Here is a 14,815-nt window from a genome sequence, read left to right as displayed (position 1 = left end):
TTCAGGCCTTGGGGGGCCAACTGACATGACTGACCTTCATCCGGTGCGCCGTGCGCTGATTTCCGTATCCGACAAGACCGGCCTGATTGAGCTGGGCCAGGCGCTCGAGGCCCGCGGGGTCGAGATCCTGTCCACTGGCGGCTCTGCCAAAGCCCTGCGCGACGCTGGCGTTGCCGTGAAAGACGTGGCCGAGGTCACCGGCTTCCCCGAGATGATGGACGGTCGTGTAAAGACGCTGCACCCAATGGTACATGGTGGCCTGCTGGCGCTGCGTGACAACGACGCGCATGTCGCCTCGATGGAGGAGCACGGCATCGGCGCGATCGACCTTCTGGTGGTGAACCTCTATCCGTTCGAGGAAACCGTCGCCAAGGGTGCCGACTATGACACTTGCATCGAAAACATCGACATCGGTGGCCCGGCGATGATCCGTGCTGCTGCCAAGAACCATGCTTTCGTGAACGTGGTTGTGGACGTGCAGGACTATGACAAACTGCTGGGCGATATGGACCAGCACGGTGGCGCAACCTGCCCGAAATTCCGCAAGAAGCTGGCCCAGACCGCCTATGCCCGTACGGCTGCCTATGACGCGGCTGTGTCGACATGGCTGGCAGGCGCACTGGAGCTGGAAGCCCCGCGCCGTCGTGCCTTTGCCGGCGAGCTAAAGCAAACCCTGCGCTATGGCGAAAACAGCCACCAGAAAGCGGCGTTCTATACCGACGGGTCGAACCGCCCCGGTGTGGCGACTGCGACCCAGCTGCAGGGCAAGGAGCTGTCCTACAACAACATCAACGACACCGACGCGGCGTTTGAACTCGTCGCCGAGTTTGATCCTGCTGTCAGCCCCGCTGTCGCGATCATCAAACACGCAAACCCCTGTGGTGTGGCCCAGGGCGCGACGCTGGTCGAAGCTTATCAAAAGGCATTTGACTGCGACCGCACCTCGGCTTTCGGCGGCATTGTTGCGTTGAACCAACCGCTGGATGCGGAAACCGCCACCAAGATCGTCGAGATCTTCACCGAGGTGGTGATTGCCCCCGGTGCATCGGAAGAAGCCAAGGAAATCTTCGCGGCCAAGAAGAACCTGCGCCTGCTGCTGACCGATGGTCTGCCGGACACGCGTGCGCCCCTGACGGCCTATAAGCAGGTTGCTGGCGGTGTTCTGGTGCAGGACAAGGACGTGGGCTATGTCGGCATGGATGACTTGAAAGTGGTGACCGAGAAAGCGCCGAGTGACGCGCAGATGCAAGACCTGCTGTTCGCTTGGAAAGTCGCCAAGCACGTCAAGTCGAACGCGATTGTCTACGTGAAAGACCAAGCCACCGTGGGCGTGGGTGCTGGCCAGATGAGCCGTCTGGACAGCGCGAACGTCGCCGCCTCGAAAGCCGAGCGGATGGCTGCTGAACTGGGTCTGGACGAAAGCCTTGCGAAAGGCTCGGCCGTGGCATCGGATGCATTCTTCCCGTTCCCCGACGGTCTGTTGGAAGCAGCCGCTGCGGGTGGCACCTGTGTGATCCAGCCCGGTGGCTCGATGCGCGATCAGGAAGTGATCGACGCGGCTAACGAAGCAGGGTTGGCCATGGTCTTCACCGGCATGCGCCACTTCCGGCACTAAGCCCATGATGCGCGTGATCGGCATATCCGCTTTGGTGGCGTTCGTTCTGGATCAGCTGACCAAGTATCATGCGCTGTATATCCTTGATCTGGACCGCGTCGGCGTGGTCCAGATCTGGCCGCCCTTTCTGGTCTATCAGATGGGCTGGAACACCGGCATCAACTTTGGCCTTTTCGGCGGCGCTGACCCAAACGTCACCCGTTGGTTCCTGATCGCAATCGCTTTGATCATCGCGGTCTGGGTCGTCTGGTGGGTGGTGAAAGAGCAGATCGGGAAACTGGGCCAGATCTCGGCCGGATTGCTGGTCGGGGGGGCGCTGGGCAATGTTGTAGACCGCATTTACTACGGCGCGGTTGTCGACTTTCTGAACACCTCGTGCTGCGGAATTCGAAATCCCTATTCCTTTAATGTCGCAGATATTTTCGTCTTTGCAGGGGCCATCGGGCTGGTTCTTTTCGCCTCGTCCAACAAGACCCCGTGACGCGGCTTTCCAGATGGGCTAATAAACCCATAGATTACCTTGGGGATTGGGCGTGAAATGCGTATTTCGTCTGTAAAATTTCTGACTTTTGGCGCTGTTTTCATGGGGCTGGTTGCATGTTCCAATAGCGATCCGTCGCTGATGAACCTGCGCGCAACTCAGGATGGCCCGGACGAGTTTGCGATTCTGCCGACGAAACCCCTGCAAGAGCCGAAAAACTATACTGACCTGCCAACGCCGACCCCTGGTCAGGCGAATTTGACCGATCCGACGCCCGAGGCGGATGCCATTGCTGCGCTGGGCGGTAAACTGGGGTCGGGCAAGCTGCGCCGAAGCGAGGGCGCGCTGGTCAGCGCGGCCAGCCGTTACGGCGTGTCGGCAAATATCCGCGAGGTTCTGGCCACATCTGACCTTGAATGGCGTAAAGACAACAAGGGCCGCGTGCTGGAACGTCTGTTCAACGTGAACGTCTATTACCGCGCCTACGAAGCCATGCATCTGAACCAGCATCTTGAACTGGAACGCCTGCGCCGTTTGGGCATCTGGACCCCGGCTGCTCCGCCCGAGGCGGTGACCGATCGGTAATGCATGACAGAACGGGGCCTTCGGGCCCTTTTTTCGTTTCCGGGCCGTGCGCTGGGTTAACGTTGATCACATCTGCGTTGCCAAGGCTTGAAGCGGGTGCTGGGGTGGATAATTCTAATCCGACACAGAAGGAGCATTATATGCGTTTCATTCTTGCAGGATTGTTGGCAATTGGGCTGGGCGCACCCGCGTTGGCCAAGGAAGATGTCAGCCATTTCACGCTGGACAACGGGCTTGAGGTCGTCGTGATCGAAGATCACCGCGCCCCCGTCGTTGTCCACATGCTGTGGTATCGGGCCGGTGCTGCGGATGAACAACCCGGTGTGTCCGGCGTTGCGCATTTCCTTGAACACCTGCTGTTCAAAGAGACCGAGAACTACGAAGCCGGTGCGCTCAGCCGTGTGGTGGCGGAAAACGGCGGGTCGGACAATGCGTTCACCTCGCAGGACTATACGGCCTATTTCCAGCGCGTCGCGGCGGATCGCTTGGGTCTGATGATGGAAATGGAATCGGATCGCGTGCGCAATCTGATTCTGTCCGAAGACGACATCGCCACCGAGCGTGACGTGATCTTGGAAGAACGCGCGCAGCGCACCGACAGTGATCCAAGCGCCCTGTTTCGCGAGCAGCTTAATGCCGCGGCTCATCTGAACCACCCCTATGGTATTCCGGTCATCGGCTGGCGGCACGAGATGGAGAACCTGTCGCGTGCCGACGCGCTGGCATTCTATGAACGCTTCTATGCGCCCAATAACGCGGTTTTGGTCGTGGCAGGCGATGTCGCACCAGACGAGGTGCTGGACCTGGCCAAAACGCACTATGGCCCGTTGGCGCCGACCCCCGATCTGGGCAAGCGCGTGCGGGTGCAAGAGCCCCCACAACTGGCCGAACGCCGCCTGCGCTTTGCCGATCCGCGCGTGGCGCAACCCTATTTGCTGCGCCGTTATCAAGCGCCCGAGCGGGACAGTGGGGCGCAGGAAGAGGCCGCCGCGCTGGTCTATCTGGCAGAAATCCTTGGCGGCAATGGCGCGACCTCGGTCCTTGGGCGGGCGTTGCAGTTTGACGAGCAAATCGCGGTCTATGCGGGGGCGGGCTATGGCGCGGTCGCGCTGGATGACACCAGTTTTACACTGGTCGTCATGCCGTCTCCTGATGTGTCGTTGAAAGATGCAGAAGCGGCCTTGGATCGCGAGATTGCCGCGTTCCTTGAGACCGGAATTGACCCTGCCCAATTCGAGCGTGTGAAATTCCAGATCCGCGCCAATGACGTCTATGCGCAGGATAACGTCATGGCGCGTGCCGAGCGCTATGGCGAGGCGCTGACCTCGGGTTTGACGATCGAGGATGTGAAGGCCTGGCCCGATGTGCTGCAGGCGGTGACGCCCGAAGACGTGATAGAGGCCGCGCGGAACCTTTTTGACGACCGCAGGGCAGTTACCGGCTGGCTGGTGCCCGAAGGCGGAGAGGACATGTAATGAAACGAATCGCTCTTGTTCTGGTGGGGCTTATTGCCCTGACCTTTCCCGCCCGCGCCGAAGTGGCCATTCAGGAAGTGACCTCGAAAAACGGTCACGTCGCATGGCTGGTTCATGAGCCGGCCCTTCCGTTCACCGCGCTTGAAATCCGCTTTCAGGGCGGCACTACGTTAGATCGTCCCGGCAAGCGGGGGGCTGTGAACCTGATGGCCGGCCTTCTGGAAGAAGGTGCCGGTGATATGGATGCACAGGGCTTTGCCGAAGCGCGCGAGGCACTGGCGGCCTCGTTCGGGTTTGACGGCGGCGAAGACAGCATCGGGATTTCAGCACAGTTCCTGACGGAAAACCGCGATCAGGCGGTGGCCCTGCTGCACGAAGCCTTGACCGCGCCGACATTTGACGAAACAGCGCTTGAACGCGTGCGGGGACAGGTGCTGTCGCATCTGGCGTCTCGTGCGACCGAGCCACGCTCGCTTGCAGCTGATGCGTTTGATGACGTCGCCTACGGTGACCATCCCTATGGCAGCTATGACGGCGGCACAGTCGATAGCGTTACCGCGCTGACCCGTGATGACATCGTGAACGCGTATCGTGACACCATGGCGCTGGACCGGGTTTATGTGGCTGTTGTCGGGGACATCACCGCAGAACAGCTTGGCCCCCTGTTGGACCAACTGTTTGACGGTCTGCCCGCGACAGGTGCTGCTATGCCCGACCGGGTCGCGTTTGGCCTGCCGGGTGGCACCACCGTCGTGCCCTTCGACACGCCGCAATCTGTCGCGCTGTTCGGCCATGACGGCATCAAGCGCGAAGCTCCCGATTTCTTTGCCGCGTTTGTTGTGAACACGATTTTGGGTGGGCCAAGCTCTTTGTCTCGCCTGATGAACGAAGTGCGGGAAGTGCGCGGGCTGACCTATGGGATTGGGTCCTATCTGATCCCGGCGGATTGGACCGAAAGCGTGGTTGGGCAGTTCTCAAGCCAGAACGCGGTAATGGGTCAGGCGATTGACGTGGTGCGAGAGGAGTGGGCGAAGATTGCTCGTGACGGTATCACGCAGGAAGAGCTGACCGCCGCGCAGACCTATCTGACTGGGTCCTATCCGCTGCGCTTTGACGGTAATGCCAACATCGCCAACATCATGGCATCGATGCAACTGATTGGCCTGCCAATCGACTATATCGCGACCCGGAATGAGCAGATTATGGCTGTCACGTTAGAGCACGCAAACCGTGTAGCCGCTGAGCTGTACAAGCCCGATGCGCTGCACTTTGTGGTGGTCGGTCAGCCCGAAGGCGTCGTGTCGAATTAAGCCCATTTGCGGAATGGTCGAATCGGGCGTGGGTATGCTAAGTTTTGTGCCATGCCAGAAGACAGCCCCCATATAAGCCCGGATCGGTCGATCCGCCGTCCAGTTATCCGTCAGTTGGATGATGCTGCAATCAACCGAATTGCGGCCGGTGAAGTGGTGGAGCGCCCGGCGTCTGCCGTCAAAGAACTGGTGGAAAACGCCATAGATGCAGGCGCCGCAAGGATCGACGTCACCTATGCGGATGGAGGCAAGACGCTGATCCGTGTGAGTGATGATGGTTGCGGCATCGCGCCCGACGATTTGGCGCTTGCGATGTCGCGCCATGCGACGTCGAAAATCGACGGGTCGGACCTGCTGGATATTCACACATTTGGCTTCCGGGGCGAGGCACTGCCATCGCTCGGCGCGGTCGGTCGCCTGACTATCACCTCGCGCGCGCAAGGCTTTGACGCGGCGGTGATCCGCGTGGCGGGTGGACAGATGGACCCGGTGAAACCCGCGGCCCTGTCTGGCGGCACCGTGGTCGAACTACGCGACCTGTTCTACGCCACCCCCGCGCGTCTGAAATTCCTGCGCACGGATCGGGCCGAGGCGCAGGCGATCTCTGATGTGGTGAAACGACTGGCGATGGCCGAGCCGCAGATCGGCTTCACCCTGCGCGATGTTTCTGGTGGAGGTGAGGGCCGTGTGACCTTCCGCGCGGACCCGGAAACCGGCGACATGTTCGATGCGCTTTCAGGGCGCCTCGCCACCATTTTGGGCCGAGATTTTGCCGAAAACGCCATCCCGATTGATGCCGAACGCGATGGTCTGCGGCTGACAGGATTCGCCGCCTTGCCGACCTATTCGCGCGGGGCCGCCGTGGCGCAATTCCTGTTCGTGAATGGCCGCCCGGTGAAAGACAAACTGCTGACGGGTGCGCTGCGGGCCGCTTATTTTGATTTCCTGTCCCGCGACCGCCACCCGGCGGCAGCGCTGTTTGTCAGCTGCGACCCGCATCTGGTCGATGTGAACGTCCACCCCGCGAAATCCGAGGTCCGCTTCCGCGAGCCCGGCGTGGCGCGCGGGTTGATCGTGTCAGGCCTGCGTCACGCGCTGGCGAATGCAGGACATCGTGCGTCGACGACTGTGGCAGGCGCGACATTGGGCGCAATGCGGCCCGAGTCGATCGAACCCCGCGTTTATCAAATGGACCGGCCCAGCCTTGGGGCGATGCGATCGTCCTATCAGGCGCAAATGCCCGCGCCCGAAGCACCGGGTTTCGCGGAAATGTCCGCGCCCTCGGCCCGGTTCGATCCGGTGGTGGAACCAGAACAACAAGCGTCGCAAGAAGCACTGCCCTTGGGTGCGGCCCGCGCGCAGGTGCACGAAAACTACATCATCGCGCAGACCGAAACGGGCATGGTCATCGTCGATCAGCACGCGGCGCATGAACGTCTGGTGTACGAGAAGCTCAAACGTCAGATGGCGGAAAACGGTGTCGCCCGTCAGGCGCTTTTGATCCCCGAGATTGTTGAGTTGTCCGCAGGTGATGTGGCGCGTTTGCTTGAGGTCGCGGACGATCTGGCAGGCATGGGCCTTGTCATCGAACCCTTCGGCGGAGACGCCGTCGCCGTGCGCGAGACCCCCGCCATCTTGGGCGAGATCAACGCAACCGCGATGATCAAGGATGTGCTGGATGAACTGGCCGATCTGGGCGATAGCAACATGGTGCAGGCCAAGATCGAGGCCGTGCTGTCCCGCGTCGCCTGCCACGGGTCGATCCGCTCTGGCCGCTGGATGCGCCCCGAAGAAATGAACGCCCTGCTGCGCGAGATGGAGGCCACGCCCCATTCCGGCCAATGCAACCACGGGCGCCCCACTTATGTCGAGCTGAAGCTCGCGGATATCGAAAGGCTGTTTGGACGCACATGATCCAGATCGGTGACATAACCTATGACCTCTCTGACCCGCTGGTGTTGTTGACACTCGGCGGCATCGCGCTTGCGGTTCTGATCTTCATTCTGCTGCTCGTGGTGCTGCGCCGCGCTGGCCGCTCGACCCGCGTTGCCGAGGATTTGGCGTTGCAGATGGGCGGTCTGGGGCAGGCGGTACAGGTTCTGGGCGCGGGGCAGGATCAACTGTCGGGCGGGTTGCGCACGGTGTCAGACACGCAGGCCAGCGGGCAGGCGCAGGTATTGCAGGCGATGGAAACCCGCTTGGCCCATGTGCAGCAGCAGATGAATGATCGCCTGCACGACAACGCGATGAAATCTGCCCGCGCCATGTCGGAGCTTCAGGACCGGATGAAGGAAAGCTTGCAAGGCAACGCGGTGAAGACGACCGAAAGCCTGACGCAATTGCAGGAACGGCTGAAGGTGATCGACAAGGCGCAGGACAACATCACCCGTTTGTCGGGCGACGTGTTAAGCCTTCAGGACATTCTGTCGAACAAGCAAACCCGCGGCGCGTTTGGGGAAATCCAGCTGACTGACATCGTCTCAAAAGCGCTGCCGAAGGACAGTTACGACCTGCAGGCGACGCTGTCGAACGGTAAACGGGCGGATTGTCTGATCCACCTACCAAACCCTCCGGGCCCGATTGTGATCGACTCGAAATTTCCGTTGGAAGCGTACGAGGCGCTGCGTCGGGCCGGCACGCCGGAAGAGCTGACGCTTGCCGCCCGCGCGATGAAAACCGCCGTGCGCGCCCACATCAAAGCGATCTCGGATAAGTACATCATCGAGGGCGAAACCGCCGACGGCGCGCTGATGTTCCTGCCGTCCGAGGCCGTCTATGCTGAGCTACACGCCAATTTCTCGGAGGTGGTTCGCGAAGGGTTCGAGGCCCGCGTCTGGATCGTCTCGCCCACCACCTGCATGGCGACCCTGAACACCATGCGCGCGATCCTGAAAGATGCGCGGATGCGTGAACAGGCCGGCGCGATCCGCAAGGAACTGCACCTGCTGTCCGCCGATGTGGGGCGCTTGGGAGACCGCGTGGCAAACCTCGATCGTCATTTCCATCAGGCCTCTAAGGATATTTCGGAAATCAAGATCTCGGCCGAGAAAGCAGGCAACCGCGCGAAACGGCTGGACAACTTTGATTTTGAAGAGGTCACGGAAGAAGACCAGACCGTGGTGCCGATTGGGAAGGGGTGACCCGATGCACCTGACGGATGCATTGGTAAACAGCAATAGTAGTGATAAACGTGCCAATCGAATTTTCAGAGCAAACTAGTCGTGAATGGTTTGGGTTGGCGGAAGCGGACGGCACCATGCTGCTGTCTATAATCTCACCCTACGAGAGAGTGCTTTCGGAAGACGAGTTTGTAAACCTTCCAATGACTTTTGAAGAGAACGACCAGACTAGACAGAATTTACTGCGACGTGAGTTCAGTCGATTCTTCCAAAACTACATCGGTGGGATATCGGAGTTGATTTGGAGCGGCGATCAATTCGCTTCAGCTCCAGTTGCGTCGATAGAAACGCATTTGGAGAAGTTCTTATGCGACGGAGAATCCCAACAGTTCATCGACCGACAGAACGCAATTCTGTACGAGACCCAACCTTATCTTGAGATTCACGTATTCTCTGTGAAAAAGTTCTTAATGTTTGACTCCAGTACTATTTTCCAAAGGCTTGCAAACCAAAGAATTGGTTGGAAAGATACCAACTGGTACTGAAACTGCGTTCTGAACATAAACTTTCTTGGAAGGTGTGAAATCCGACTTTGAGAGGCGCTTGGGATTAATCGAGAGTGTAGCGTTATCGCTTCCTCAATCCTTAGTTCAACTTTCTATGCCCCGCCGACTGACTAAGCAGGCAACGGGATAAGTTGCGTGCTGCACCTTCCAACCTTGACGGATCATTAAACAGATGCTCGTCTAATCCCAACGGATAGGACACCGATCGCATGACTGACCGCCCCTCTTTTGACGCCTACAAGCCCGCCGAGATCGCCGAGTTGATCGAGACTGCGGGCGTGGCGAAAGCTCATCTTCCGTGGAAGCAGATGCTGGTTCTGGCGATGCTGGCGGGCGCGTTTATCGGGTTTGGGGCCGCGGCCTATACGATGGTCATGACCGGGGTGGACGCGAGTTACGGTCCCGCGCGGTTCTTGGGCGGGGTGGTGTTTTGCCTTGGGCTGATCTTGGTGATCGTCGGCGGGGCAGAGCTGTTTACCGGCAATGCGTTGATGATCATGGCAACGGTGGACGGCAAGATCTCGGTCCATGAATTGCTGCGGAATTGGGGCGTTGTCTATGTCGGAAACCTGATTGGCGCCGTGGGGCTGGCGGTCGCGTTTGGCCTGTCGGGACTGCTGGATGCGCCGATGGGTGCCACGGCGGTAAAGCTGGCCGAGGCAAAGGCCAACCTGCCGTTTTTCGAAGGCATCATGCGCGGCGCACTATGTAATGCGCTTGTCTGTTTGGCCGTTTGGCTGACCTTCGCGGCCCGCACGGCAGCGGGCAAAGTCCTAGCGATCATCTGGCCGATTTCGGGCTTCGTGCTTCTGGGGCTCGAGCACTCGGTCGCCAACATGTATTTCTTTCCGCAAGGCTGGGCGGCGGGGGCCGAGGTGAATGTCGGCGGAGCGCTGAACAACATGATCAGCGTGACGATCGGGAATATTCTGGGCGGAGGTGCCGGTGTCGCGCTGGCCTATCAGTTTGCATTCCACGGGCCGAAAGCGGGCTAATTGTCTTTCGTTTCTTGCGGATCCGCGCAGAGGTATCTGCGCCCGTCCGGTAGTCTGCACAGGTTCTCGTAAAATCGCGCGTCGAGCGTACCGTAACGCGGGAGCAGGTGCTCGGCGTCCTGTCGATCCAGATAGCCGCTACAGGTCTCGATATAATAGCGGTCTTGCCGCGCGTCGGACGCGTACCACTGATAAAACGCAAAGGACACGGCCTGTTCTTCGTCACCGGTGGTGCGCATGGTGTCCTCGAATGTGGCGGCGATGTCGGTATGCGAGGCCCAGTTGGACAGCGCGTCCCATGTGGCGTCTTGGCCCCGCTCTTTCATATGCCAGGCGATCAGCAAAGACACGGCGCTGGCATCCGCCTCAAGCGCAAGGGTCGCCCGCGCGTATTCCTTCATGGACAGGTCGCTGGTCGGGCAGAGCGCATGGGTGTGCTGCCAGAGGTGACGCAATTCATGCAGCAATATGCCGGTTTGCAGGCTACGCGGTGCGGTTGTGGCGATGACCATCTTGTTCTGGGCGACATCCAGATAGCCAAGCGCGGTGTCCATCTGGTCGGACAGGCACAGCTGAGTCCCTTCGGACCAAAGGGTTTCCTGCAGAAACGGAAAGCTGCTTGCATACGGGTGTAGCGTGTCCAGCAGTTCGGACAGCCAGTGCTGTTCTGCGGTTTCCGGGGTTGGCGCGCGCAGCTGTATGCAGGTTTCCCCCGCCAATGCGGCCCCGGCCCCGAGCAGGCTGGCCAAAATGACTGTAGCAAGACGCAGCATGGATGGAATGGTGTCCGCTAACCCGGCTGTTGTCCAGTGTCGTGCGGTTTGCCTATTCGTCGCGCGTTTCGTTTAGCTCCATATGCCCCTCTGTACGGCTGAACACGCGACGCAGCATCGGCTCGAAAAACTCGAGCGGCTTCGTGGGGTAATCCGGGTCGAACGAGCTTTGGTCGTAGTCGTGGCAGAATGTCACGCAGGCGTCGTAATGCGGGCTGTCGCGATATTTTTCGCGGGCGTGGCGGTCTCCACCAAGGTGGTGGTTGTAATAATAGCCTTGGAAAACGCAATGGTGTTTCAAGATCCAGTGGGTGCGCTCGCTTACGTAAGGCTTCACGATGGCGGCGGCCAGTTCGCCGTGGTTGAACGGGGACAGAGTGTCGCCCAGATCGTGCAGAAGGGCAGCGATGACAAGGTCCTCGGGCTCGCCCGCTTCATGGGCGCGGGTGGCTGACTGCAACGAGTGCTGGTAGCGGTTGATCGGGTAAGGGGTGTCTTCTTCGTCCAGCTCTTTCAGGGCGGTTAGAAGGCGATCAGGTACGGCGTTCGCATAGGCCTCGTCATAGTCCATGACAGCAAGGAAATCTTCCTTGGTGGCGGTCTCGAAACTTGTCCATTTCGGCTTTGATTTATCCAGCATGGCGGCCTCCTTTTTGGGGAAGCCTAACACGGCCAATCCGCCATGCTGGTTCGTTTGCGACGTCGCGATCAGGCGGTGTGATCAACCACGGCGACGTGTTGGGCCAGTTCGTTCACATGGCCCATCCATGTCTCGATCATCTCGGGATCGGCGGTGGCGGCGGTGACGCCTGCGGGCGCTTTGCCGTCCAGCACCATGTCGATGGCCAGCGACACGGGGGTCGAGACCAGACGCGCCATTGCGGTGCCGCGGTCGTCACCCCAAGCGTCCATCACATAGGTTTTGTGATAGGCAGGCGCGCCGCCTTTTTCGGCTTTCAGCGCCACGCACATGATCACGCGGTCGGGCTCGCCGTCGTCATACGAGTTTTCGTCCCAGAACTGGTCTGACATCTCTTTCAGGCGGGCGTCGCCAGCTTCGCCTTCCAGCGTTTCGACCTCGGCAAACACGTCTTTCCACGCATCGGCCCAGCCATTCAGGCGCAGGGTGCCGCGCACGAAGGTGTCGACGTCCCAAGCAGGATCGAACTTGTAGTCCTCCATGAAGGGGAGCGAGTCGCGGTTGGGGTAGACTTCGAAGCTTTCGGCCTGTTGCAGCGGCGCGTCATAGCTGCTGATCGCATCCCACGGGCGGGCCACGTCGAAAGGTGCACCGTCCTTGATGGATTTCGAAGGCGAACGCAGCGCTTTCAGCACGCCCAGCGGCGACCAGCTGAATTTATAGCGGAACGGGTTCGAGATCTTCGGCACGCCGCCGCAATAGGAAATGAAGCTCAGCTTGTTGGCAGCGTCATAGGCGTCTGAGGCGCGGTAATCCGCGACCAGCCAATGGGCCATCAGGTGGTCGATGCCCGGGTCCAGACCGATCTCGTTCACACAGGCCAGACCGGCTTCTTTGAAGTCTCCATCCAGCGCCTTCATCTCGGGCGCGATATAGCTGGAGGATACGAAATGCGCTTTGTTTTCAAGGCACAACTTGGCGACAGGGACGTGCAGGTCGCCGGGCAGCATCGACACGGCGATGTCGCCGGGTTTTAAAGCGTCGGCCAGAGCTTCGAGCGAGAACGCGCGGATGTCGTCTGTCAGGTCGCCCACGGCCTCTTGCGCTTTTTCGACAGTCCGGTTCCAGACGGTTACCTCGCGCCCATTTTCGATCAGGCGACGCAGGCCGGGGATGGCCGACAGGCCGGTGCCACACCAGTGGATAGTCATAACAGGGCTCCTTTTCAGCCGAATTTCAGTTTCGCGATGATGATCGAGCCGACCAGCGCGATTGCGATTGCGTTTGCGACAACCATGGGCCACGCGGCCAGCATGACGCCGTAGATCAGCCAGAGCGTGACCGACAGCAGCACCAGCAGATTGGTCGACAGCGACAGGTCTTTGGTCTGTCGCGTGCGCCAAGTGCGGATAGTTTGGGGCATCCAGCAGATCGTGCTGACGATGCCTGCGAGGGTGCCGATCAGCGTTTCCATCAGATGTCTTTCATGTGGGTGCGGAAGGTTTCCTCGGCCCGACCCCAGACGCCCGATGTCAGGTCGGTCAGGGTTTCGAGCGAGGCCAGAAGCTGCCCCGCATAGTCGATCGAGCTTTCCAAGGGCAGCATCGAGGGCAGGTTGTCGATCGCCATGACGTCCAGCACGGGATCATCCGCCACGCGCAGGGCAGGGGCGTTCCAACTGGTGGCTTTGTCATAGACCGGCACCGGGTTGTAGTCGCTGTCGGGGTCGCAGGCCACGTCGCCAATGGCGGTCAGTCTACGGTCAGCGGTCAGCGCGTCTTTCGGCACGAAGACCGGCGTTTGCGGGCCCGCAAGGATGCAGTTGATGAACAGATCGTGGGTCAGGATTTCGGGGAAGGGTCCGCCGTTGGCGGTCTCGGCCATGTCCCATTTGGTGACTGTGACACCCATCGCTTCCATCAGGTCCGACGCGCCAGTGCCGACACGACCAAGGGCGCCGATCACGATGGCGTTGGGGCGGGCGGCGCCGGTGGCGTCCAGTTCCGCGCGCAGTTCGTCCATCATGGCGTCTTTATTCTTGTAGGCGCCAACCGGGCCACACAGCTTGCCATGCTGTTGGGCCGCCCACGCTTTTAGCGTCACGGCCGCACCGGCGAACCCGGCCCAGTAGCCAAATGCGGCCACGCGACGGCCGGTTTCGTCCACCAGATATTCAAGGTCATAGAGCGTCCCGCCGCCTGCCTTGAAGCGCTCCAGCAACGCGCGGCCTGAGTGTTGCCCTTTGAAAGCGTGACCAAACATGATGTGGCGATGGGGCAGGGGGGTGCTGTCCTCGGGCAGTTCCTTCAGGCCGAAGATGATCGCGTCGAGCGGCGCATCGGGCCAGCTGTTTTCAGCGGTGATCTCGCACCCAGCATCCTTGTAGCCATCAATGCTGATGGCGCGGACGCTGCTTTCCTCGACCGTCACGCGAATGCCTGCCTTGATCAGCGCGGCGGCACCGTCTGGCGTCAGGCCAACCCGGTCTTCGTTTTCGCGTTGTTCTGCACGGACCCATAGATGTGTCATGGGGTGAACTCCTTCGAAATGCGCCCTTAGAAATGGGTCTGCGCGTGGTGGCGGTCTTTGTGTTCCAGATGCGGAACCGCGTTGTATTGGGTCAGCGTCAGCCCGGCGGGCATTAGCCGCATCCGGTGGATTGAGCTGTTCATGATCGGCAAAATGGTGCGAGTAAATGGGCCAAGATCCAGCCCCATCACCACCCGCGTGGCCATGCCGATAAACCCGCCAGACGTAAAGATGATCGCATCCTCGCCACCTTCGGCAATCTCGTGAATTACCTCGGACACGCGGGTCTGGAAGTCGTGGAAGGTCTCGGGTGCCCCTTCGATCTTGCCTTCCTGCCACGCGGCAAAGGTCAGTGGCAGGTGGTCGATGAAATCGCCATGTCCGGTTGGGTGCGGAATGCCGAACTGCGCGTGCATCCGTTCGGACAGATCGAAATAGCGGACTTCATCCAGACGGGCATCTGCGGTGAAACTCGCAGCGCCCCATTCCTGTGCGGTTTGCTGGTGGCGGGTCAGCGTTCCCGTGTAAACCCGGGCATATCGCTGCCCCGTGTCGCGCATGTGTTCGCCCAGCCACCGCGCCTGCTGGCGGCCCAGATCAGACAGCCGGTCATAGCCTGCCTCGTCCGTGGCGGTGTTGTTCGCTTGTCCGTGTCGGATCAGGGTGATGGTGGTCATTGGCGACTCCTTTCCGCCCATTGCTAGAGAATTGGATCCAATTCGGAAAG

At 60.2% G+C, this 14,815-nt stretch carries 15 protein-coding genes; 9 read left to right on the top strand and 6 right to left on the bottom strand.

The genetic code is table 11. The features are described from left to right. Positions 1-25 precede the first annotated feature (25 nt). From purH to MWU53_RS06985, 9 genes are all read left to right on the top strand, one after another. Complete coding sequence (gene purH / locus MWU53_RS07025; protein ID WP_247091884.1) at positions 26-1,615, top strand: bifunctional phosphoribosylaminoimidazolecarboxamide formyltransferase/IMP cyclohydrolase; 1,590 nt, start codon at positions 26-28, stop codon at positions 1,613-1,615. Positions 1,616-1,619: 4 nt separating this feature from the next. After that, positions 1,620-2,096: a signal peptidase II gene (gene lspA / locus MWU53_RS07020; RefSeq protein WP_348647030.1), complete on the top strand. Its 477-nt coding sequence runs from the start codon at positions 1,620-1,622 to the stop codon at positions 2,094-2,096. A gap of 57 nt (positions 2,097-2,153) precedes the next feature. After that, a complete protein-coding gene (locus MWU53_RS07015) occupies positions 2,154-2,681 on the top strand; it encodes a DUF3035 domain-containing protein (RefSeq protein ID WP_247091882.1) in 528 nt (175 codons plus the stop codon). Positions 2,682-2,821: 140 nt separating this feature from the next. Continuing rightward, positions 2,822-4,156 carry a pitrilysin family protein gene (locus MWU53_RS07010; RefSeq protein ID WP_247091881.1) on the top strand — a complete coding sequence of 445 codons (1,335 nt, stop codon included), beginning with the start codon at positions 2,822-2,824 and terminating at the stop codon, positions 4,154-4,156. Further along, the gene (locus MWU53_RS07005) at positions 4,156-5,466 is read left to right on the top strand and encodes a pitrilysin family protein (protein WP_247091880.1); all 1,311 of its coding nucleotides are present in this window, start codon (positions 4,156-4,158) and stop codon (positions 5,464-5,466) included. Before MWU53_RS07010 ends, MWU53_RS07005 begins: the two co-directional genes overlap by 1 nt. A gap of 51 nt (positions 5,467-5,517) precedes the next feature. Continuing rightward, positions 5,518-7,380, top strand: a complete 1,863-nt coding sequence (gene mutL / locus MWU53_RS07000; RefSeq protein ID WP_247091879.1) for a DNA mismatch repair endonuclease MutL — start codon at positions 5,518-5,520, stop codon at positions 7,378-7,380. Further along, positions 7,377-8,606, top strand: a complete 1,230-nt coding sequence (gene rmuC, locus MWU53_RS06995; RefSeq protein ID WP_247091878.1) for a DNA recombination protein RmuC — start codon at positions 7,377-7,379, stop codon at positions 8,604-8,606. The genes mutL and rmuC overlap by 4 nt, the downstream gene beginning before the upstream one ends. Before the next feature lie 50 nt (positions 8,607-8,656). Then, positions 8,657-9,130, top strand: a complete 474-nt coding sequence (locus MWU53_RS06990) for a hypothetical protein (RefSeq protein WP_247091877.1) — start codon at positions 8,657-8,659, stop codon at positions 9,128-9,130. Between the two features lie 230 nt (positions 9,131-9,360). Further along, positions 9,361-10,146 (top strand): formate/nitrite transporter family protein, encoded by a 786-nt coding sequence (locus MWU53_RS06985; protein ID WP_247091876.1) that lies wholly within the window; start codon positions 9,361-9,363, stop codon positions 10,144-10,146. Here the strand turns inward: MWU53_RS06985 and MWU53_RS06980 are convergent. The 6 genes from MWU53_RS06980 to MWU53_RS06955 all read right to left on the bottom strand — a co-directional run bounded on the left by MWU53_RS06980 (position 10,143) and on the right by MWU53_RS06955 (position 14,765). After that, positions 10,143-10,919 carry a DUF6782 family putative metallopeptidase gene (locus tag MWU53_RS06980; protein ID WP_247091874.1) on the bottom strand — a complete coding sequence of 259 codons (777 nt, stop codon included), beginning with the start codon at positions 10,917-10,919 and terminating at the stop codon, positions 10,143-10,145. The two genes, MWU53_RS06985 and MWU53_RS06980, sit on opposite strands and share 4 nt — an antisense overlap. A 52-nt stretch (positions 10,920-10,971) precedes the next feature. After that, positions 10,972-11,559 carry an HD domain-containing protein gene (locus tag MWU53_RS06975; RefSeq protein ID WP_247091872.1) on the bottom strand — a complete coding sequence of 196 codons (588 nt, stop codon included), beginning with the start codon at positions 11,557-11,559 and terminating at the stop codon, positions 10,972-10,974. 68 nt (positions 11,560-11,627) lie between these two features. Beyond that, positions 11,628-12,770 (bottom strand): saccharopine dehydrogenase family protein, encoded by a 1,143-nt coding sequence (locus MWU53_RS06970; RefSeq protein WP_247091870.1) that lies wholly within the window; start codon positions 12,768-12,770, stop codon positions 11,628-11,630. A gap of 14 nt (positions 12,771-12,784) precedes the next feature. After that, a complete protein-coding gene (locus MWU53_RS06965) occupies positions 12,785-13,033 on the bottom strand; it encodes a SemiSWEET transporter (RefSeq protein ID WP_247091868.1) in 249 nt (82 codons plus the stop codon). Next, on the bottom strand, positions 13,033-14,088 hold the full coding sequence (locus MWU53_RS06960; protein ID WP_247091866.1) for a saccharopine dehydrogenase: 1,056 nt from the start codon (positions 14,086-14,088) through the stop codon (positions 13,033-13,035). Before MWU53_RS06960 ends, MWU53_RS06965 begins: the two co-directional genes overlap by 1 nt. A 26-nt stretch (positions 14,089-14,114) precedes the next feature. Next, positions 14,115-14,765 (bottom strand): histidine phosphatase family protein, encoded by a 651-nt coding sequence (locus MWU53_RS06955; RefSeq protein WP_247091864.1) that lies wholly within the window; start codon positions 14,763-14,765, stop codon positions 14,115-14,117. Positions 14,766-14,815 lie beyond the last annotated feature (50 nt).

Origin of the sequence: Aliiroseovarius sp. S1123, from assembly GCF_023015885.1 — a bacterium.
Taxonomy (GTDB): domain Bacteria; phylum Pseudomonadota; class Alphaproteobacteria; order Rhodobacterales; family Rhodobacteraceae; genus Aliiroseovarius.
Note: the sequence above shows the minus strand (reverse complement) of the source record. Positions and strands in the feature narration are given on the sequence as shown.

Excerpts from the sequence above, each read along its gene's own strand:
- purH (WP_247091884.1), top strand. The coding sequence starts at position 26 with ATGACTGACCTTCATCCGGTGCGCCGTGCGCTGATTTCCGTATCCGAC.
- lspA (WP_348647030.1), top strand. The coding sequence starts at position 1,620 with ATGATGCGCGTGATCGGCATATCCGCTTTGGTGGCGTTCGTTCTGGAT.
- MWU53_RS07015 (WP_247091882.1), top strand. The coding sequence starts at position 2,154 with ATGCGTATTTCGTCTGTAAAATTTCTGACTTTTGGCGCTGTTTTCATG.
- MWU53_RS07010 (WP_247091881.1), top strand. The coding sequence starts at position 2,822 with ATGCGTTTCATTCTTGCAGGATTGTTGGCAATTGGGCTGGGCGCACCC.
- MWU53_RS07005 (WP_247091880.1), top strand. The coding sequence starts at position 4,156 with ATGAAACGAATCGCTCTTGTTCTGGTGGGGCTTATTGCCCTGACCTTT.
- mutL (WP_247091879.1), top strand. The coding sequence starts at position 5,518 with ATGCCAGAAGACAGCCCCCATATAAGCCCGGATCGGTCGATCCGCCGT.
- rmuC (WP_247091878.1), top strand. The coding sequence starts at position 7,377 with ATGATCCAGATCGGTGACATAACCTATGACCTCTCTGACCCGCTGGTG.
- MWU53_RS06985 (WP_247091876.1), top strand. The coding sequence starts at position 9,361 with ATGACTGACCGCCCCTCTTTTGACGCCTACAAGCCCGCCGAGATCGCC.
- MWU53_RS06980 (WP_247091874.1), bottom strand. The coding sequence starts at position 10,919 with ATGCTGCGTCTTGCTACAGTCATTTTGGCCAGCCTGCTCGGGGCCGGG.
- MWU53_RS06975 (WP_247091872.1), bottom strand. The coding sequence starts at position 11,559 with ATGCTGGATAAATCAAAGCCGAAATGGACAAGTTTCGAGACCGCCACC.
- MWU53_RS06970 (WP_247091870.1), bottom strand. The coding sequence starts at position 12,770 with ATGACTATCCACTGGTGTGGCACCGGCCTGTCGGCCATCCCCGGCCTG.
- MWU53_RS06965 (WP_247091868.1), bottom strand. The coding sequence starts at position 13,033 with ATGGAAACGCTGATCGGCACCCTCGCAGGCATCGTCAGCACGATCTGC.
- MWU53_RS06960 (WP_247091866.1), bottom strand. The coding sequence starts at position 14,088 with ATGACACATCTATGGGTCCGTGCAGAACAACGCGAAAACGAAGACCGG.
- MWU53_RS06955 (WP_247091864.1), bottom strand. The coding sequence starts at position 14,765 with ATGACCACCATCACCCTGATCCGACACGGACAAGCGAACAACACCGCC.